The following is an 18,837-nucleotide window of genomic DNA, read 5'->3' on the forward strand; positions in this document are numbered from 1 at the left end:
TTCACCTCACAATTCCCTCACTCGATGGAACGGACCGATCCGCTCGTAGTTCACGACCGGTCCGTCGCGGCACACGATGAAGGGGCCGAGCTGGCAGTGCCCGCACAGCCCGTTGCCGCATTGCATGTTGCGTTCGGTCGTCAGCCAGATCCGGGCGGCCGGCACCCCGAGGCGCATGAGTCGTTCGGCCGTGAAGTGCATCATGACGTCGGGACCGCAGACGAACGCCGTGGTGTTCGCCCAGTCGAGGTCGACGCCGTCGTCACCGAGCAGCTCGGTCACGACACCGACCGATCCGTCCCACGACGCGTCGGCCTCGTCGACGCTCAGCGCGACGGTGGCGTCGGTCTCGGCCCACGCCGCCAGGTCCGACCGGTACGCGAGGTCGCCGGGCGTCCTCGCCCCGTAGACGATCGCGACCCGTTCGAATCGATCGAGCGTCGAGATCACGCGGTCGATCAGCGCCCGGAGCGGGGCGATGCCGAGGCCACCAGCGACGATCGCGAGATCCGGGGTGTCGACCTCGTCGATCGGCCAGACGTTGCCGAACGGCCCCCGCACGGTGATCTGACCGCCGATCGGCGTGTCGACGAGGGCGTTCGTGATCGGCCCGGCGCGGCGGATCGTGTAGTCGTGATGGCGCCGGTCCGCCACCGACGAGCTGATCGAGATCGCAGCCTCGCCGATGCCGAATGCCCCGAGCATGCCGACCTGCGCGGGCTCGAACGTGGGAAGCGGTCCGTCGACCGGCACGACCGACAGCGTGACGGTGTCGATCGCCTCGTCGCGCTTGCCGACGACCCGGTACGGCCGGGGCACGAGCAACGGTGAGATGTCCGGTGTGATCGGATGCTCGGCGAGCGCCCTCATGCCATGACCTCCTCGCGGAACGCAGCCGCCTCGTCGGTGATGTCGATCCCGACCGGGCACCAGGTGATGCAGCGTCCGCAGCCGACACACCCGGACTCGCCGAACTGGTCGAGCCAGCCCGCCAGCTTGTGGGTCATCCACTGGCGGTAGCGGGCGGCCGGTGACGCACGGTGCGGACCGGGCCCGAGGTGCGAGAACTCGAGGCTGAAGCACGTGTCCCAGAGCCGCCACCGCTCGGTGGTCGTCCCGGACAGGTCGCCGACGTCGACGAGGTCGGTGCAGAAGCAGGTCGGGCACACGAGCGTGCAGTTGCCGCACGTCAGGCAGCGTTCGCCGATCGCCTCCCAGCGCGGGCTGTCGAGTCGGTCGAACAGCACGTCGCGGACTCCGTCGGTCTCGAGCCGCTTCGTGATCCGCTCGGCAGCGGCCTCGATCACGTCCCGGGCGGCGCTCCGGTCCTGCTCCGTCGCGGGCTCGGTCGTCAGCGCGTCGAGGAACTCCTCACCGGCGTCGGAGCCCGGCTCGGCCAGGTACCGCGCCTCGTGGCCGTCGACGAGCTCGGTGATCAGGACGTCGTAGCCCGCTCGCGCCGCCGGGCCGGTGCCCATCGACGTGCAGAAGCAGGTCGCCGCCGGGTCGCCACAGTTGACCGCGATCAGCATGACGTCGGCGCGGTTCGCGGCGTAGGCCGGGTCGGGATGCCGCCCGTCGAGCAGGACGTGGTCCTGCCGGCTGATCGCCGCGAGCTCGCACGGCCTGACCCCGACGAAGGCGCGCTTGACCGTCTCGTGGGTGGTCATCTCGACCTGGACGGCACCGTCGGCATCGCGCCGCATCTCCCAGACCTTCGAGCGGGCGGGATGCAGGAGCTCCTTCCAGGACTGCGGTCCGACGGCGTACCCGAACCGGGCCGGGTCGTTGCGGGCGACGAGTCGGTAGTGGCCGCCGGCTTGCTCGTCGGTCCAACCGACCGGCAGGTCGTCGGCCGACTCGATGCGATCGTGCACGATGGCACCGTCACGGATCCGAGGACCGAACGTCTTGTAGCCGCGTGCCTCGAGCTCTCGGATGAGCTCGGCGAGGTCGAGGTTGACGGCGGTCACGACGGCCTCCGTCCCGGCAGGCGAACCACCGTCGGCCGTGCCGTCCTCTCGGGGGCGGCGTTTCGGTTGCTGCAGGCGCTCACGTCGGCTCCTCCTCCTACGCGCGGCATGAGGAAGCGGCCGTCCCGCCGACGGCCTGGACGAGCCGCCTCGTTGGTTGTCCGGGCGAGGGAAACCCCCTTCATGGTGCGCTTTCGCGCCCGACATTGGTACGGCCTTTGGTCCCGATCGGTGGTCCACACGACGTCGGCCCGCCCTGGGGTGCCCGTCGCGGCCGCCCGGCCGGACGCTCGCGGGTGCATGAGATGCATCAGATGCATGAGAGGCATCAGTGACCACTCACGCCGGGACTTGTGGCCCTATTCGGGGTGCGTGGAAAGGCGCACGATGCAGGAGTAGGCAACAAGCGGCATTCGAGACGACGATGACCAACTTCCTCACCACCAGGGACGTGCAGGAGCTGATCCACGTCGACAAGTCGACCGTGTATCGGATGGCCGAGGACGGCCGCCTGCCCGGCATCAAGGTCGGGCGCCAGTGGCGGTTCGCCGCCGATCGCATCGCCGAGCAGTTCGGGCTGACCACGCCCGGCCCGGCTCCGAGTGGCGCCGATGCGCCGCCGCCATCGCTCGAACATCTGGTCGCACCCGACGCCGCGCAGTCCATCGCCGACCTGCTCGGCGACCTCTTCGGCCTGATGGCCGTGGTCACGGACATGCAGGGCCGCGCCATCACGACGGTGGCGAACAAGTGCGGGTTCTACTCGGCGTTCGCCGAGCAGCCCGGCGCGGCGGAGGTGTGCCTGACCGGATGGCGCCAGTTCGCCGAGGATCCGAACGTCGCCCCCCGGTTCGTGCCGTCGCACCTCGGGTTCCTCTGCGCCCGCGTCTTCGTCTGGGTCGACCTGAAGCCCGTCGGCATGCTCGTCGTCGGCGGCGTGACGCCCCCGGGCTGGCCGCCCTCGGACCGGTTCATCGACGACGTGGCCGACGAGATCGGTGTCGATCCGAACCTGCTGCTCGATCACCTCGACGAGACCTACGACCTCACGGCCGAGCAACGGCGGTGGACGCTCCGGCTCCTGCCGCAGTTCGGCGACCTGATCTCCCAGCTGGCATCCGCACGGTGCCAGCACCCTCCGACGTCCGATGCGATCTCGGCGCTGCCGAGCATCGCCCCAGAAGGGAATCCATCATGAAGCGACTGCTCGTCCTCGGCGCCGGCACGGCCGGCACGATGGTCGTCAACAAGCTGCGCGAGCGGCTCGACGACGACTGGGCGATCACGATCGTCGACGCCAAGCCCGAACACCACTACCAGCCCGGGTACCTCTTCATCCCGTTCGGCATCTACGAGCCGGGCGAGGTCGTCAAGCCGACCGCACCGCTCATCACCGACGGCGTCGACGTCGTGTTCGGCGAGGTCGACCTCGTCGAGCCGGACGCGAACGTCGTCGTGCTCGGCGACGGCACCCGGCTGTCGTACGACCAGCTCGTCATCGCGACCGGCACGCACCCGCGCCGCGGCGAGACCGACGGGTTCGACAGCGACGAGTACGGCACGACGATCCACGACTTCTACACGCTCGAGGGCGCACGGCAGCTCGGCGACACGCTCGCCGACTGGGAAGGCGGCCGTCTCGTCGTCAACGTCGTCGAGATGCCGATCAAGTGCCCGGTCGCCCCGCTCGAGTTCCTCTTCCTCGCCGACGCGTTCTTCACCGACCGCGGCATGCGCGACCAGGTCGAGCTGGTGTACGCGACGCCGCTCGACGGGGCGTTCACGAAGCCGGTGGCGGCGAAGCACCTCGGCACGTTGCTCGACGACCGCAACATCGTGCTCGAGACCGACTTCATGACGATGGAGGCCGACACCGAGCGAAACGTGCTCGTCAGCTACGACGAGCGCGAAGTGCCGTACGACCTGCTCGTCGCGGTGCCCGTCAACATGGGTGCCGACTTCGTCGAACGCTCGGGCCTCGGCGACGAGCTCAACCACGTCGAGGTCGACAAGCACACGTTCCTGTCCGTCGACCACGACAACATCTTCGCCCTCGGCGATGCCTCGAACATCCCGACCTCGAAGGCCGGCTCCGTCGCCCACTTCGCCGTCGAGGTCTTCGTCGACAACTTCCTCCAACACATCAAGGGCCGCCCGATGACGGGCGAGTTCGACGGCCATGCCAACTGCTTCATCGAGACCGGGCACGGCAAGGGTCTGCTGATCGACTTCAACTACGACGTCGAGCCGCTGCCCGGCAAGTACCCGCTGCCCGGCATCGGCCCGTTCTCGCTGCTCAAGGAGACCGAGGCCAACCACTGGGGCAAGTTGATGTTCAAGTGGACCTACTGGAACATGCTGCTGCCTGGGCGTGACCTGCCCCTCGAGTCGCAGATGACCATGGCGGGCAAGCGGATGCCGGTGGAGGTGTCGTCGTGAGCGTCACCGACATGCCGGTCGATCGGGTCGCGACGCTCGAGCAGAAGCTCGACGTCCTAACCGAACAGATCGCCGTCCTCACCGCCGATGCCGAGCACCGTCGCCGCCAGCGCGAGGCGATCGACGACTTCACGGCCGACTTCGCCCGGGTCTCGGAGGACGCGCTGGCGGTGGCCACCCGAGAGCTCGAGTCGCTGTCACAGATCGCCGACCTCGCCGACACGGTGCGACTGCTCCGCCGGTTCGTCGAGGTCGCGCCGACGCTCGAACGTGCGCTGGTCGCCATCAGCCAGATCGCCGAGTTCGTCGACGATGCTGCGCCGCTCGGCACCGACGCGATGGCGCTGGTGACCGAACGGCTGGCCGAGGCCGAACGCAAGGGCTACTTCGCGTTCGCCGGTGCCGCCGCCGGCATCGCCGACCGTGTCGTGGCCAACTTCGACGAGGACGACCTCGAGCAGCTCGGCGACAACATCGTGACGATCCTCGAGACCGTCCGCGAGATCACGCAGCCCGAGATGCTCGCCCTGCTCGGCCGCATGGTCGAGGCCGTCAAGGCCGAGCAACGCGCCGTCGAGCTCGAGCCGGCCGAGCCGCCGAGCTTCTGGCAGCTCGCCAAGCAGACCCGCGACCCCGACGTCCGACGCGGGATGGCCCGGGCGCTCCACACGCTCAAGGCCGTCTCGATCGACACGTCCACCGAATCCGCCCCCGCCCCCGCACTTCACGAAGGAGACCAACCGTGAGTACCACCACCATCGCCGGCCACGACGTCCACGTCGACGACGAGGGCTTCATGACCGAGTACGACGAATGGAACGAGGAGCTCGGCAGCAGCCTGGCCGCCGCGATCGGCATCGACGACATGACCGACGACCACTGGGCCGCGATCCGGTTCCTGCGCGACGACTACGCCGAGCAGGGCGAGACGGCGACGTTGCGCCGTGTCACCAAGGTCGGCGGCATCCCGACCAAGCAGCTGTTCGCGCTGTTCCCCAAGAAGCCCGCCAAGAAGATGGCGTACATCGCCGGGCTGCCCAAGCCCAAGGGCTGCGTCTGACCGGAACGATCGAGAAGGAGTGACCATGACCGCAACCGACACCACGCCCACCACCGACACCCCGTTGGTGCCCGACTTCGACGACGGGGACAGCGATCGCAAGATCTGCTTCATCTGCTCGAAGGGCAGCCTCGACATGGCCTACCCCGCGCTGATCATGGCGAACGGCGCACTCGGTGAGGGGATCGAGACCCACATCTTCTTCACCTTCTGGGGCATGGACATGATCAACAAGAAGACGATGGACGACCTGCACTTCACGCCCCTCGGCAACCCGGCGATGCACATGCCACCGGGTCTCGGCAAGCTGTCCGAGAAGCACATGCCACAGGGCCTCGGTGGCCTGCCGGGCATGACCGGCATGGCGACCAAGATGATGAAGAAGCAGATCGCCGATCTCGACGTCCCCGAGATCCCCGAGTTCCTCGAGATGCTCACCGACATGGGCGCCAACCTCTGGGCCTGCCAGATGTCGGTCGACATGATGGACCTCGACGAGGACGACCTCTTCGACGGCGTGACCGACATCATCAACGTCACCCAGTTCATCGAGCTGTCCGAGGGCGCACAGGTGATCTTCGTCTAGATCGGGCTTCGGGTCGCGGCCAAGCCGCTCGCCTCGCCTGACCGAGCTCGCCGCCGCCGCGGGAGCGCGTTCCCGGGCCGGCATGCTGGGCGGTCGCGTGGTCGATGACGGTGAGGCGCTCGCCAACGGGAGTGCGCCTGCACGTGTTCGGAGTAGACACTTGTAGAGTGCAAATGTGCAGCTCGACGACGCAGCCAGGGCCGAGGCGGTGGCGTTCGGGCTCGCCTGGCGGGATCTGCGCCGGGCGCGCTGGTTGACGGCCTTCGCGTCGCTCGACGCCGGCCGGCCGCTCGAGGCCAGCGAGATCGACACGCTCGACCAGATCGCCTGGTCCGAGCACGGGCGGATGCACGAGATCGCGGACGGGTTGCAGGTCGAAGCCTCCACCGCGACCCGCGCCGTCGATCGCCTGATCCGCAAGGGTCTCGCCGAGCGCGGGCGCGACCCGGTCAACGGGCGCTACATGAGGGTGTGGCTCACCGATGAGGGCGACCGAGTTCGGGCGGCGCTGATCGAGCGTCGGTTGACGTTCGTCTCCGAGGTGCTCGACCGGTTCGAGCCCGGCGACCGCGCCGACCTGGTGCGGCTGCTTCCCGAGCTGGCGGCGGCCATCGGCGACGTGTTGCGGGTCGACCGTGAGGAGCTCTCGGCGTGACCGACACGTTCGCCTCGTTGCGGGTGCCCGACTACCGGCGGCTGTGGATCGCCGGCCTCTGCTCGTTCGGCGCCGTACCCATGCAGGGGATCGCCCGCGGCTTCCTCGCGTTCGACCTGACCGGGAAGAACAGCGCCCTCGGCCTCACCCTGCTCGGCATGGGCGTGCCGATGCTGCTCCTCACGCCGGTCGGCGGCGTGGCGGCCGACCGGTTCGGCAAGCGCAGCGTGATGATCTTCGCGACCGGGTTGCTGTGGCTGTCGGCGGTCTCGGTGCTCGCCATGCTGCTGACCGACCGGCTCGAGTTCTGGATGCTCGTCGTGTCGTCGGTGTTCCAGGGTGCGGCCTTCGCGCTGATCGCGCCGACCCGTATGGCGTTCTCGGCCGAGCTGGTCGGGCGCGACCGGCTCAGCAACGCGATCCTGCTCGCCCAGGTGTCGATGAACGGCACGCGCGTGCTCGGCCCGTCGATCGCCGGTGCATTGCTCGGCATCGCCACCCTGGGTGCCGACGCGGTGTACGTCGTCGTCGCCACGCTGCTGACGATCGGCATCTGGCTCACGTGGCGGCTGCCTCCCGGCCTGCCGGCCGCCGACCGTGCGCCCTCGTCGCCGTTCGGCGACATGACCGAGGGCCTGCGCTACGTCCGCGCGCATCCCAACGTGTTGTGGCCGGTGCTGATGGGCATCGTCGTGGTCGCCACCGCGTTCCCGTACGTCGCCTTCCTCCCGTCGCTCGTCGACGACGTGTTCTCGTCGGGCCCCGGATGGCTGGGCGCGCTGAGCGCGGCCGGTGCGGTGGGCGCCGTGGTCTCGTCGCTCCTGATCGCCCGGGCGGGCACCGAACACCTCGCCGACCACGCTGTGTTCGTGGTGGCGCTTCTGTTCGGCGGAACCGTCGTCGCCCTCGGGGTGGCGCCGGCCATCGGCTGGGCGCTCGTCGTGGTGTTCCTCGCCGGCGCTGCGAACGCTGCGTTCCAGGCGCTCAACAACTCGCTCGTGCTGCTGCGCGCCGAGGACGAGTACCACGGCCGCGTCCAATCGTTGCTCATGTTCGGCTTCTCGGCGTTCGGGATCTTCGCCGCGCCGCTCGGCGCGCTCGCCGATGCCATCGGGCTCCGGCAGACTCTGGTGCTGATGGGTGCGACCTCGATCGTGATGGTGGGTGTGCTGCACGCCTTCGTCGTACGGTCCCGTCGCGCCGGTGCCGCACCGGTCGCTGCGCCGGCCGTGCCGGGTGCCGTCGGGGGCGGCTCGTGAGGCGACCACCGTCGCTCTCGGTCACGCCGGCATCGGGCGTGCTCGGCGCCCACGTCGCGGGCGTCGATCTCGCCGCCGACCTCCCGGACGGCACGATCGCATCGATCCGGCGAGCGTTCGTCGAGCACCACGTGCTGTTCTTCCGCGACCAGTCGCTCACCCCCGAGCAGCAGATGACGTTCGGCCGCCGCTTCGGCGAGCTCGACGAGCACCCGTTCGTCGATGGTCGCGACGACCATCCCGAGGTGCTCGAGATCGTCACCGAGCCCGACGACACCGTCAACTTCGGTGGCGGCTGGCACACCGACGTCACGTTCCTCGACGAGCCCGACCTCGGTTCGATCCTCTACGCGGTCGAGGTGCCGCCGTCTGGCGGCGACACGCTGTTCGCCGACCAGCACGCCGCGTACGACTCGCTCTCGGACACGATGAAGGAGCTGCTCGACGGGCTCGCCGCCGTCCATTCCGCCGGCCCGCAGTACGGCGCCGGTGGCTACTCGACCAAGTCGAAGGCGATGGACACCAAGAACGAGGAACTCGCGGCGCGCACCGTCGAGCACCCGGTCGTGCGCACCCACCCCGAGTCGGGCCGCAAGGGCCTCTACGTCAACCGAGCGTTCACGATCGGCATCACAGGGATGCACCCGTTCGAGTCGCGGGCGCTGCTCGACCTGCTCTTCCGCCACGCCACGCGCGAGGCGTTCACCTGTCGGTTCGCCTGGGAGCCCGGCTCGGTCGCGATGTGGGACAACCGCAGCGTCCAGCACTACGCCCTCCACGACTACGCCGGCCATCGACGTCACATGCGGCGGATCACGATCAAGGGCGACCGCCCGGTCTGAACCGCCTGACGGGGCCTGCAGCCATCGTGCGGTCGCGATGGCGGACGCTCGACTCATGAGGAGCTCGGGGCCGACCGGTCGACGTGAGCGGGCGCCAGGCCGCCGCGCCGGTTGGCTGAGCTGGAGCATGGCGGGGCTGGCCGTCGTCGCAGTCATCGCAGCGACGTTCTGGACGATCTGGGTGCTCTGATGGCCGAATGCGACCGCTGGCGCGTCGAGGCCCCGGGATCGCCTCGGGGCCTCGATGTTTCGGCCGGAGTGGAGTCAGGCTTCGATCTCACCGATCGTGTGGATCTGGCCTTCGTCGTAGTCGGTGAAGAGCTCGCCCGAGCCGGTCAAGTCTTCGTAGTCGCCCGTTCCTTCGAGCGTCCACGTCCCGTTCTCGACGCGGCCCGACCCCATCGTCTCGACGTCGAGCACGCCGAAGTCGAAGCGAACGTGTTCGGTGATCGTGAGTGATCCCGAGCCGTCGGCGCACTCGACGTTCAAGACGCTCGTCGCCTCGGCGACCGAGCCGGTCTCCATCGCGGCGTCGAACATCTGCGCCCACGCCGCCAGGTCGATCAGGTTGCCGCTCATGTCCTCGAGGCCGGTGTCGTCGACGGTGCCGTTCGAGCAGACGACGCCCTCGTCGGCAGCCTCTCCCGAGATCGTGAACAGCACGGGCGGGGGTTGCATCGGGCGGGAGAGGTCGAACGCCAGTGGTTCGGCCCCCGATGAGCACGCCGCAAGCACGAGTGCGAGCGTGGCGGTGGGAACCGTGAGCTTCCGCATGCCTCCTCCTTCATCCGCTTCACCGTGAGCATCCGCCGCGTCGGTTGCAGGCCGGCTGCAGGCCTCACGAAGCCGCCGAACAGGGCTCGACGTGGTACGTGACACACTCCGCGTCGGTCAACGTCCGGCTCAGCCGGGCCCCGGCCAGGTCGATCAGGTCGTCGAGCGCGAGCGCCCAGACGTAGACAGCGCCGTCGGCACCGGACGTCGCCAACCACGTCTCATCGGGGTTGATCGAGAGTCCCATGACGGCCCCTCGGTGGGCGTCGAGGACCAGACGCACCTCACCGGTGGCTGCGTCCCAGATCCGAACGGTCCCGTCCGCGCCGCCGGTGACGATGGTGGTGCCGTCACGGCCCCAGACGGCCTCGGTCGCCGAGCCGGTGTGGCCCTCCAGGACCACGAGCTGTTCGAACGTGGCGATGTCCCAGACCCTCGCCGTCCCATCCATTCCCGCAGTGAGCAGGCGCTGCCCGTCGGGGCTGAAGCGGGCCGCCCCACCCGAGCCCGGATTGTGATCGACCGTGCCGATGCGCTCGCCCCTGTCGATGTCCCAGACCTGCGCCTCCTCACGTCCTTCGACCTGGACGACGAGCAGACGACCTTCCGGGTCGAGGTCGACGGCGTCTGCGCAGTCCTCGAGCGGCACTGCGAAGAGCTCCTCGCCGGAGCCGGCATGCCAGACCCGCGCCGCCTGCTCGAACGTGTCGTCGGTCGCACTCCGCTGGCAGATCGCAGCCGCGACCCGGTCGTTGGCGCTGAACGCCACGTCGCCTTGCGGTTGCCAGGCTCGGCTGAGCGTCGCCTCGAGCCTCCCGGTGACGGCGTCCCACAGCAGGACGGCTCCGGGTCCGACCATCGGCTCCCCACCGCTGAAGCTGGTGACGATCCGTTCGCCGTCGGAGCTCCAGGCGAGGCCGGTCGGGCCGAGGTCGCCGCTCGACGACCCTGGATGGTCGAGGACGGCGAGCGGTTCCCAGTCGGTCGTGTCGACGATCACGATGTCACCGTCCCGCCTCCGGGCGAGCCGGGAGCCGTCGGGGCTGAACGCCGTCATCGAACCCTGGGCGGATAGCGCAGCGATCTCCCCCCGACCGCCCGACGCGACGCTCCACAGCTGCACCTGGTGCTCCGTCGCGCTCGCGAGGGTGTTCCCGTCGGGACCGAAGTCGATCCCCGCGACGAACCTCGGCGCGATCAACGTCGTCGTCGGCCGCGCCGCAGTGACCCCGAGCTCGAAGAGCCTGATGGCGGCGTCATCGCTCGTGATCGCGAGCTTGCTGCCGTCCGGCGAGACCGCGACGTAGGCGAGCCGGAGGTTCTCCTGCTCCATCGGCACCGAGAACAGGAGGCTCTCGGTCGCACCATCCCAGACGCCGATGCTGTCGTAGGTCGCGGCCGTGACGAGGCGGCTTCCCCGATCGACGTACTGGACTGCTCGAGCGGGCACATCGGGACTGGGGAGTGACGACGCCCACTCGCCGGTCGCGATGTCCAGGATCCGGGCTGCCTCGTCGCGGAACCCGGTGATCGCGAGCCGTGTGCCGTCGGGATGGAACGCGAGTTGCGGTGTGTCCCCCAGCACGTCCCACATCGCCCCGTCCGGACGCTCGACCGATCGAACCTCTTCACCCGTCGCAACATCCCAGACCCGAACCGACAGATCGCCGGACGCGGATGCCAGCAACGAGCCATCGCTGCTGAAGACGACGTCGCGGATGAAGCGATCGTGGGCGGGCCGGCCGTTTCGGGTGAACGTCCGAACCTGCTCGGCGGTGGTGGCGTCCCAGAGAGCGAGTGACCCGGATTCGCCACCGGTCGCCAGCAGGGAGCCGTCCGGACTGGACGCGACCGACATGATCCGCTGCGACCGGAGCTCGAGCTGATCGCCCGTGGCGGGATCCCAGAGTCGGGCTCGATCGCCACCACTGAGGACGCGCCCGTCGGGGAGCACGGCGACGTCGTATGCGCCTGGGGCCGTTGCGAACAGCCGGTGAGCGTGCAGCGCCGCGTGGAGCGCCTCTTCGGCCTCGCGCAGCACCACGCCGTCGGCCGTCTGCGTGACGTCGATGGCCTCCAGTGCCAGGAGGATCGCAAGCTCCGAGTCGGTCTCGAGGCTGATCCGCGAGGCGTTCGCCAGCCCGCGGGCCCGCGTCTCTCGCTCGCTCGCCGCCGCCTCACGGCTGCGATCGACGGCGAACACGGTCAGACCTGCCGCGACGAGCGCGGCGACGGAGACGACGACCACCAGTGCCCGCAACCGGCGCACCGAGCGCCGCTCCAGGCGCAGCGCGGTGGCGCGACGCTCCTCCTCGCGGGCTCGCTCCTCGGTGCGTCGGGAGGTGCTCGCCGAGACGAACGCCGCCTCCGGTTCGGTGAGCTCGAGACCGGTCGTCGGGCTCCAGCCCTCGTAGACGTCGAGTCGGGAGCCCGTCAGGAGGTAGTCGGGCCGGCGGCCGGAACGCTCCCACTCGTCGACCGCGGCGACGAGCGCACCGTGCAGCCGCAGGTCGTCGCGTGCGGCGTCGACCCACGCACACATCCGAGGCCACTCCGCAAGTAGGGCTTCGTGGGCGACCTCGACCGTCGCCTCGCCGGTCACCGGGTTGCGGTCGAACGTGAGCAGGCGAGCAGCGTCGAACGCATCGAGGACCGCGTCCACGCGCTGGCCGGTGGGGTCCAACGATTCGAGCGATGTGCGGTCGACACGCCGGCGGCTGGCAGCCATCGACGCGTCGACGGTGACCAACCGCATGAACACTTGATGCGCAATCGCTCTCCCGTCGGAGTCGAGCGCGCCGTAGGTGTCCTCCGCCCGTCGGATGAGCGCGCCGCCGAGCCCGCCGAGCCGCTGGTACGCGGCACGGCCGAGCACCGGACCGGTCCGTTCCTCGAAGAGCTCGGTGAGGACGTATTGGAAGAGCGGCAGCGCGCCCGGCTGGTCGACCATGTCGCCCACCAGCTCGGCGATCAGCTCGGGTTCCATGCGTGCGCCGACCCGTTCCGCCGGTCGGCGGGCCGCAGCCTCGAGCTCGGTTGCCTCCAGCGGCCGGACGCCGACCATGGCGGCGCTGACCTGCTCGCCGAGCCCGGGGAGCTGTAGCGCCCGGTCGAGGTAGCTGGCTCGCAACACGACGAGCACGGTCACGGGTGCTGCAGGGTCCTCGACCAGCTCCACGAGGTCGCGCACGAAGCGCCGGCGGGCTGCATCGTCGGTCACGTGATGGAACAGCTCCTCGAGCTGGTCGATCACCAGCAGCAGGCGACGGCCATCGTCGGGCGACACCGCCTGGGCGGCGCGCACCAGATCGAGGCCGTCACACCTCGGTGCGGGGAGGGCGGACGCTCCGCGGGGTTGGAGGGCATCGAGGGCGGTTTGGGCCGCTGCGCGAGGATCCCGGCCGGGCACCATCGTGGCGACGACCCAACGATCGGCCGGTAGGCGCGTGATCAGTCCGGCCAGGACCGCGCTGGACTTGCCGCTGCCGCTGGCCCCGACGACGGCAACGAACCGCCGGTGCTGGACCTGCTCCACCAGCTCATCGACGAGACGTGCGCGCCCGAAGAAGTCGGCGCGGTCCTCGTAGCGAAACGGGCGGAGGCCCTTGTACGGGTTGCGGGCCGTGACCCAGTCCTGGAGCTCGACCTCGGTCGGAGCGGCGAGGCTCGGGTCGTGACGCACGATCTTCGCGTCGAGCTCGCGCAGCTCGTCGGAGGGCTCGATGCCGAGCTCGTCGCCGAGGAGTCGGCGAGTCGCCTGGTAGACCTGCAGCGCATCCGACTGCCGCCCGGCTCGGTAGAGCGCCAGCATGAGCTGGGCGCGGAAGCCCTCTCGCCACGGGTGCTCCTCGACGAGACCTTCGAGCTCACCGATCACTCGCGCCGCGTGACCCGTCTCGACATCCGCCGTGATGCGGTCGGCCAAGGCGTCGAGACGCCGCTCGAGCAGCCGCTCGGCCTCGGGCCGCAGCGCCGGCGCCTCCCCGAGCTCACCCCATGGCATGCCCCGCCACAGCGACAGTGCGCGGCGCAATACACCGGCCGCGGAGGACGGATCGGTGGCGAGCAGCCGATGCCCTTCGTCCGCGAGGCGCTCGAACCGCCGCGAGTCGAGGTCGTCGGGATCGACCCGGAGCACGTAGCCCGCGTCGGTGGCCTCGACGGCGTCGGCTCCGAGCAGGCCGCGCAGTCGGGAGACGTAGACCTGGAGCGTCTTGCGGGCCGTTCTCGGCGGCGCTTCTCCCCACACGGCGTCGACGAGCCAGTCGGTCGTCACTGCTCGATCGGGCTGGAGCAACAAGACAGCGAGCACGAGCCGCTGCCGGAAGCCGCCCAGCCGGAGCGCGTGGTCGTGGTCGCGGACTTCAACCGGGCCGAGGACCCGGATCTCCATACCTTCAGCATACGGACGCGCCGTCGTGGTGGGTAGGGAGCGCCGGGCGGCTGCCCGGCGTTGCAGTCGAGCTGCAACCGCCACGCGGGATCCTCCAGGTGATCAAAGGAGGTACACCATGCGACGAGCACTGATTCCGACTGCGTTGGCGGCACTGCTCCTGGCCGTGCCGGCGGCGTCAGCATCGGCCGACCCTGTGGAGAAGCGCGATGTCGTCCCGTTCGACTACACCTTCGAGATGTGGAACCCGTGCACCGAGGAGGTCGCCAACGTCCGCAACGTGGGTGAGCTCGACATCTTCGCGTTGCCCTCGATCGAGGCGTTCTACACCGACACGTGGAGCCACCTCACGATGAAGTGGTCGTCCCAGTTCACGGGCGACGACGGCTACACATCGAAGGACCAGCACTACAGCACGCTGGTCGGCAACATCTCCGACGACGATCAGCACGTCGTGCTGCACGAGATCGGCAACAGCGTGCACACGGGCGAGGACGGCGGGAAGTTCAAGGCGTCCTACCGCTTCCAGGTCAGAGTGCTCGACGGCGAGCTGACGACGTTCGTCGACGACTTCGACCTGCGCTGCATCCGCCAGCCGGCGAGCTAGCGATCCACGCCCGGCGGTCGGGCGGGACCACCGGGCCGCTGGGCCGGGCGGGCGTTCGCACCGTGTGACCTGCGTCCTCCTCGCCAGCGCCGAGGCGACGAGCGGCACCGATCCGTGCTCGAATGGACCCATGACCCGCCTCGGCTACCAGATCCCCAACTTCACCTACCCCGACGTCGGGCCCGACGGGCTGTTCGACGTCGTCGCACGGCAGGCCCGCGAGGCCGACTCGTCCGGCTTCGACACGCTGCTGGTGATGGATCACTTCTACCAATTGCCGATGCTCGGCGAACCGCACGATTACATGCTCGAGTGCTACTCGCTGCTCTCGGCGCTCGCCCGCGAGACGAGCAACGTCAAGCTCAGCGCGCTCGTGACCGGCAACACGTACCGCAATCCCGCTGTGCTGGCCAAGACGCTCACGACGCTCGACATCGTCTCCGGCGGCCGCGCCCAGCTCGGCATCGGTGCGGGCTGGTTCGAGCTCGAGCACAACGCGTTCGGCATCGAGTTCGGCACGTTCACCGATCGGTTCGAGAAGCTCGAAGAGGCGTTGCAGATCATCATCCCGATGTTGCGCGGCGAGCGCCCCTCGCTCGACGGCAAGCACTACGCGATGACCGAGGCCATCAACGAGCCGCAGCCCGTGTCGCGCATCCCCGTGATGATCGGCGGTGGCGGCGAGAAGAAGACGCTGCGGATGGTCGCCCAGTACGCCGACGAGTCGAACATCATCTGCGCGCCGAACGAGATCGACCGCAAGCTCGAGGCGCTCGCCGGCCACTGCGAGGCGCTGGGTCGCGATCGGTCCGAGCTGACGGTGTCGTGGCAGAAGTCCGCCTGTATCGCCCCGACCGCCGACGAGGCCAAGGCCGAGATGTTCGCCTACCTCAGGATGCGAGGACTGCCGATCGACGACATGTCCGACGAGGAGCAGCAGGTCTGGATGTCGAACTTCACGTGGGGCGACCCCGACACGGTCGGCGAGCAGTTCGCCGCCATGCTGCAGCCTGGCATCGACGGCTTCACGATCAACATGCCGGCCAACGGCCACATCGAGGGCCGCGTGGAACTGCTCGGCCGGACGTTGGCCCCCTTGATCGCGGGGTGACGCGCGGTCAGGCGTCGTGGAGGCGGACGATCGGGATCGGGCGCGTCAGCATCCCGGCGTAGCCGGCGTAGTCGTCGGCTGCGTCGACGAACTGCTGCCAGGCAGCGCCGTGTTCGTCGCCGTCGAGGAACGACGCGGTGACATCCCGCGTCGTCCCACCCTGGCGGACCCTGGCCGCCGGGTCGGCACGGAGATTGCGCACCCATGCCGGGTCGGTGTCCTTGCCGGCATTGGTGCCGGCGATCGCCGGGCCGGCAGGGGTCTCGACGTAGGAGATGAGGATCGAACGCGGTTCGCCCGACTTGTGGCCCGTGGTGATCAGCTCGAGCACCGGCATGCCGAGCACCTTGGTGCCGAGCCGCCCGCCCGACGCGTTCCAGACGAGCTTGTGCGACTTCCAGATGAAGCGCATCAGCCAACGCGGCCGTTCCTTCGTTGCCATGTGGTCACGCTAGGGGTGCGGTTGCCGCACCCCACCGCCGCCTCGTGACCGTCACGTCATCATCTTCCCGAAGTCACAGGTCAGCCAGCGCTCGGGCCGGAGGCGCGCCGTGACCGAGCTCTCGGTCGTCGGGTTGTTCTCGGCGTACCATGCGCCCATCTCGTCGCCGAGATAGCGCGTCGCCATCTTCAAGATGTCGCGATCCTCGTGCTCGACGGTGACCGGGCCTTCGACCATGACGTACTGGTAGGGCGGCGTCTCGGTCTGCACCGTCATCGACGCCCGCCCGGCCGCACGCAACAGCTTCGCCTTCACCGAGTTGCCGTCCATCCCGATGCTGACCTCGCCGTCCTCGTACTGGTACCAGATCGGAAGCGCCAGCGGTCCCTTGCCGTCACGGGCGATCGAGAGGATGCCGATGTGCACGTCCGCGAGGAATGCCTCGCGCTCGTCGATGGTCATGTCGAGGTCGCTCATGTCAGGCAGTCTCGCGCCCCGTCGACGGGCCGGCCAGGGGCCGATCTCCGGCGGGAGGAGGCCGACCGCCGCCTGGTAGAACCGGGCGATGAGCCTCGCCGACGACACCCGCTGGATGGACGCCACCGATCAGGCAGCGTTGGTCGCCGGTGGTCAGGCATCGGTCGCCGAATTGGTCGAGGCGGCCATCGAGCGGATCGAGGCGCTCGACGGACCGATCAACGCCGTCGTCATCCGGTGGTTCGATCACGCCCGCGACCTCGCGGTGCGCGGCGACCTCCCCGATGGGCCGTTCCGCGGTGTGCCCTTCTTGCTGAAGGACCTGTGGGCCGCGTACGAGGGGCAGGTGCTGAGCAACGGCAACGTGGCGCTGCGCGATGCGCAGCCCGTCTCGCCGGCCGACACGACGATCGTGTCGCGCTTCCGCGACGCGGGGCTCGTGACGCTCGGCCGTACGAACAGCCCCGAGCTCGGCAGCGTGCCCGTGACCGAGCCGGTCGCCTACGGCCCCACCCGCAACCCGTGGGACACCGACCGAGTCCCGGGTGGTTCGAGCGGCGGTGCGGCAGCCGCGGTCGCGGCCGGCATGGTGCCGATCGCGCACGCGTCCGACGGCGGGGGCTCGATCCGGATTCCCGCGGCGTGCTGCGGGCTGATCGGCCTGAAGACGTCGCAGGGGCGCATCACCGTCGGGCCCTACCGCACCGAGTCGGGCCTCGGCGTCGAGCTCTGCGTGAGCCGCAGCGTGCGCGACACGGCGGCGCTGCTCGACGCCGTGCACGGGCCAGGGGTCGGCGACACCGTCATCGCGCCGCCACCGAGCCGACCGTACATCGACGAGATCGGCGCCGACCCCGGTCGCCTGCGGATCGGCTTGCTCGACCACCATCCACGGGGCGGCGCCGTCCACGACGACTGCGTCGCAGCGGTGCGCACGACGGCGTCGATGCTCGAGGCGCTCGGGCACTCCGTCGAGCCCGGCTTCCCGGCGCCGCTCGCCGACGAGTCGTTCACGCAGCGCTTCATGGCGATCTGGTCGACCAACATGGCCGTCGGCCTCGAGGCGTACGGCGAGGCGATCGGCCGCCCGCTCGTCGAGCACGAGGTCGAGCCGGTCAACTGGGCGCAGGCGCAGTTCGCCCACAAGGTGTCCGGCGTCGACCACGCCAAGGCGTTGGCCGCCACGGCCGAGTTCCGCCGTGCCACCCAGCAGTGGTGGGCCGACGGCTTCGACCTGCTGCTCACGCCGACGCTGGCCGAGCCGCCGGTTCGGATCGGCGAGCACGATCCGGTCGACGGCGACCCGATGGCGGGCATGCGACGAGCAGCGGCATGGGTGCCGTTCACGCCACCGTTCAACGTCAGCGGTCAACCGGCGATCAACGTGCCGCTGCACTGGAACGACGCCGGCCTCCCCATCGGCGTGCAGCTCGTCGCCGCGTACGGGCGCGAGGACCTCCTGATCCGGGTCGCGAGCCAACTCGAGGCGGCGCATGCCTGGGCGCAGCGCACACCACCGGCCGCCGACTCGCCGGCCTGATGAGGGTCGAGCGTCACGGCCCGCTGATCACGCCCGACAGCCATCCGGCGGCGGGCACGAACATCAACGGACCGGCGCTGATCCGGGTGCCCAGCTGGGTCGACGAGCCGCTCGGTCGCTTCTACCTCTACTTCGCCGACCACAAGGGCAGCTCGATCAAGCTCGCAATCGCCGATGAGATCACCGGGCCGTACCGGCTCCACGAGGCGGGCGCACTCCACCTCGGCGATTCCCGCTTCCCGGTCGAGACACCGCAGGGGATCGAGATCCGCTCGCCGATCCAGGCAGCGGCGATCGAGGCCGAGGGCTACGACGCCCACTTCACACCGCACATCGCCTCACCCGACGTCGTCGTCGACGACGCCTCGCAGACGATCTGGATGGCGTTCCACGGTCTCTGCGACGACGGATCACAGCGCACCCGGATCGCGTCATCACGCAACGGCCTCGCGTTCGAGGTGTACGAACCGCTCGTCGCCTTCCCCTACCTGCGCATCGTGCCCGAGCGATACGGCGACACGTGGTTGGCGATGTCGATGCCGGGCATCGTGTACCGCAGTTCCGATCTCCGTGCGTGGGAGTCCGGGCCGATGCTGTTCGACGCCGACTTCCGGCACTGCGCGCTGCTCCGTCGCGCCGACACGCTGCACGTGTTCTGGACCCGGGTCGGCGACGAGCC

At 69.6% G+C, this 18,837-nt stretch carries 18 protein-coding genes and 1 pseudogene; 13 read left to right on the forward strand and 6 right to left on the reverse strand.

All coding sequences use genetic code 11. The annotated features are described in order from the left end of the window. Nucleotides 1-6: 6 nt before the first annotated feature. The gene (locus tag QNJ12_RS14365) at nt 7-870 is read right to left on the reverse strand and encodes an FAD/NAD(P)-binding protein (RefSeq protein ID WP_300623507.1); all 864 of its coding nucleotides are present in this window, start codon (nt 868-870) and stop codon (nt 7-9) included. Then, nucleotides 867-1,973, reverse strand: a complete 1,107-nt coding sequence (locus QNJ12_RS14370; RefSeq protein WP_300623509.1) for a 4Fe-4S dicluster domain-containing protein — start codon at nt 1,971-1,973, stop codon at nt 867-869. The genes QNJ12_RS14365 and QNJ12_RS14370 overlap by 4 nt, the downstream gene beginning before the upstream one ends. A gap of 424 nt (nt 1,974-2,397) precedes the next feature. Here QNJ12_RS14370 and QNJ12_RS14375 point away from each other — a divergent pair, with 424 nt between their 5' ends. The 9 genes from QNJ12_RS14375 (at nt 2,398) to QNJ12_RS14415 (ending at nt 9,004) form a co-directional block, all read left to right on the forward strand. Next, a complete protein-coding gene (locus QNJ12_RS14375) occupies nt 2,398-3,171 on the forward strand; it encodes a PocR ligand-binding domain-containing protein (protein WP_300623510.1) in 774 nt (257 codons plus the stop codon). Continuing rightward, complete coding sequence (locus tag QNJ12_RS14380; protein WP_300623511.1) at nt 3,168-4,412, forward strand: FAD/NAD(P)-binding oxidoreductase; 1,245 nt, start codon at nt 3,168-3,170, stop codon at nt 4,410-4,412. Before QNJ12_RS14375 ends, QNJ12_RS14380 begins: the two co-directional genes overlap by 4 nt. Continuing rightward, nucleotides 4,409-5,158 (forward strand): DUF1641 domain-containing protein, encoded by a 750-nt coding sequence (locus QNJ12_RS14385; protein WP_300623512.1) that lies wholly within the window; start codon nt 4,409-4,411, stop codon nt 5,156-5,158. The genes QNJ12_RS14380 and QNJ12_RS14385 overlap by 4 nt, the downstream gene beginning before the upstream one ends. After that, nucleotides 5,155-5,472 (forward strand): TusE/DsrC/DsvC family sulfur relay protein, encoded by a 318-nt coding sequence (locus tag QNJ12_RS14390; protein WP_300623513.1) that lies wholly within the window; start codon nt 5,155-5,157, stop codon nt 5,470-5,472. The genes QNJ12_RS14385 and QNJ12_RS14390 overlap by 4 nt, the downstream gene beginning before the upstream one ends. A 25-nt stretch (nt 5,473-5,497) precedes the next feature. Next, complete coding sequence (locus QNJ12_RS14395) at nt 5,498-6,058, forward strand: DsrE/DsrF/DrsH-like family protein (RefSeq protein WP_300623514.1); 561 nt, start codon at nt 5,498-5,500, stop codon at nt 6,056-6,058. Between the two features lie 175 nt (nt 6,059-6,233). Then, nucleotides 6,234-6,713, forward strand: a complete 480-nt coding sequence (locus tag QNJ12_RS14400) for a MarR family transcriptional regulator (protein WP_300623516.1) — start codon at nt 6,234-6,236, stop codon at nt 6,711-6,713. Further along, complete coding sequence (locus tag QNJ12_RS14405; RefSeq protein WP_300623518.1) at nt 6,710-7,972, forward strand: MFS transporter; 1,263 nt, start codon at nt 6,710-6,712, stop codon at nt 7,970-7,972. The genes QNJ12_RS14400 and QNJ12_RS14405 overlap by 4 nt, the downstream gene beginning before the upstream one ends. Next, nucleotides 7,969-8,814 carry a TauD/TfdA family dioxygenase gene (locus tag QNJ12_RS14410; protein ID WP_300623519.1) on the forward strand — a complete coding sequence of 282 codons (846 nt, stop codon included), beginning with the start codon at nt 7,969-7,971 and terminating at the stop codon, nt 8,812-8,814. The genes QNJ12_RS14405 and QNJ12_RS14410 overlap by 4 nt, the downstream gene beginning before the upstream one ends. 55 nt (nt 8,815-8,869) lie before the next feature. Beyond that, nucleotides 8,870-9,004, forward strand: a complete 135-nt coding sequence (locus QNJ12_RS14415; protein ID WP_300623520.1) for a hypothetical protein — start codon at nt 8,870-8,872, stop codon at nt 9,002-9,004. Nucleotides 9,005-9,078: 74 nt separating this feature from the next. On the opposite strand, the gene QNJ12_RS14420 is transcribed toward QNJ12_RS14415, so the two are convergent. Continuing rightward, nucleotides 9,079-9,588, reverse strand: a complete 510-nt coding sequence (locus QNJ12_RS14420) for a hypothetical protein (protein ID WP_300623521.1) — start codon at nt 9,586-9,588, stop codon at nt 9,079-9,081. 64 nt (nt 9,589-9,652) lie between these two features. After that, nucleotides 9,653-13,981 carry a BTAD domain-containing putative transcriptional regulator gene (locus tag QNJ12_RS14425; protein WP_300623522.1) on the reverse strand — a complete coding sequence of 1,443 codons (4,329 nt, stop codon included), beginning with the start codon at nt 13,979-13,981 and terminating at the stop codon, nt 9,653-9,655. 118 nt (nt 13,982-14,099) lie between these two features. Between QNJ12_RS14425 and QNJ12_RS14430 the strand changes: the two genes are divergently transcribed. Both QNJ12_RS14430 and QNJ12_RS14435 read left to right on the forward strand, forming a co-directional pair. Beyond that, a complete protein-coding gene (locus QNJ12_RS14430) occupies nt 14,100-14,588 on the forward strand; it encodes a hypothetical protein (protein ID WP_300623523.1) in 489 nt (162 codons plus the stop codon). 130 nt (nt 14,589-14,718) lie between these two features. Then, the gene (locus QNJ12_RS14435; protein ID WP_300623524.1) at nt 14,719-15,699 is read left to right on the forward strand and encodes an LLM class F420-dependent oxidoreductase; all 981 of its coding nucleotides are present in this window, start codon (nt 14,719-14,721) and stop codon (nt 15,697-15,699) included. Between the two features lie 7 nt (nt 15,700-15,706). On the opposite strand, the gene QNJ12_RS14440 is transcribed toward QNJ12_RS14435, so the two are convergent. Together QNJ12_RS14440 and QNJ12_RS14445 are read right to left on the reverse strand one after the other, a co-directional pair. After that, the gene (locus tag QNJ12_RS14440; RefSeq protein ID WP_300623525.1) at nt 15,707-16,141 is read right to left on the reverse strand and encodes a nitroreductase family deazaflavin-dependent oxidoreductase; all 435 of its coding nucleotides are present in this window, start codon (nt 16,139-16,141) and stop codon (nt 15,707-15,709) included. Nucleotides 16,142-16,192: 51 nt separating this feature from the next. Beyond that, on the reverse strand, nt 16,193-16,618 hold the full coding sequence (locus QNJ12_RS14445) for a pyridoxamine 5'-phosphate oxidase family protein (RefSeq protein WP_300623526.1): 426 nt from the start codon (nt 16,616-16,618) through the stop codon (nt 16,193-16,195). Nucleotides 16,619-16,706: 88 nt separating this feature from the next. On the opposite strand from QNJ12_RS14445, the gene QNJ12_RS14450 reads away from it, so the two are divergent. Continuing rightward, nucleotides 16,707-18,158, forward strand: coding sequence for an amidase (locus QNJ12_RS14450; protein WP_300623527.1), 1,452 nt, complete (start codon nt 16,707-16,709; stop codon nt 18,156-18,158). Then, nucleotides 18,158-18,837: pseudogene (locus QNJ12_RS14455) on the forward strand (hypothetical protein); the annotation flags it as partial. The gene QNJ12_RS14450 and the pseudogene QNJ12_RS14455, both read left to right, overlap by 1 nt.

Source organism: Ilumatobacter sp., from assembly GCF_030065885.1.
In the GTDB taxonomy this organism is placed as follows: domain Bacteria; phylum Actinomycetota; class Acidimicrobiia; order Acidimicrobiales; family Ilumatobacteraceae; genus Ilumatobacter.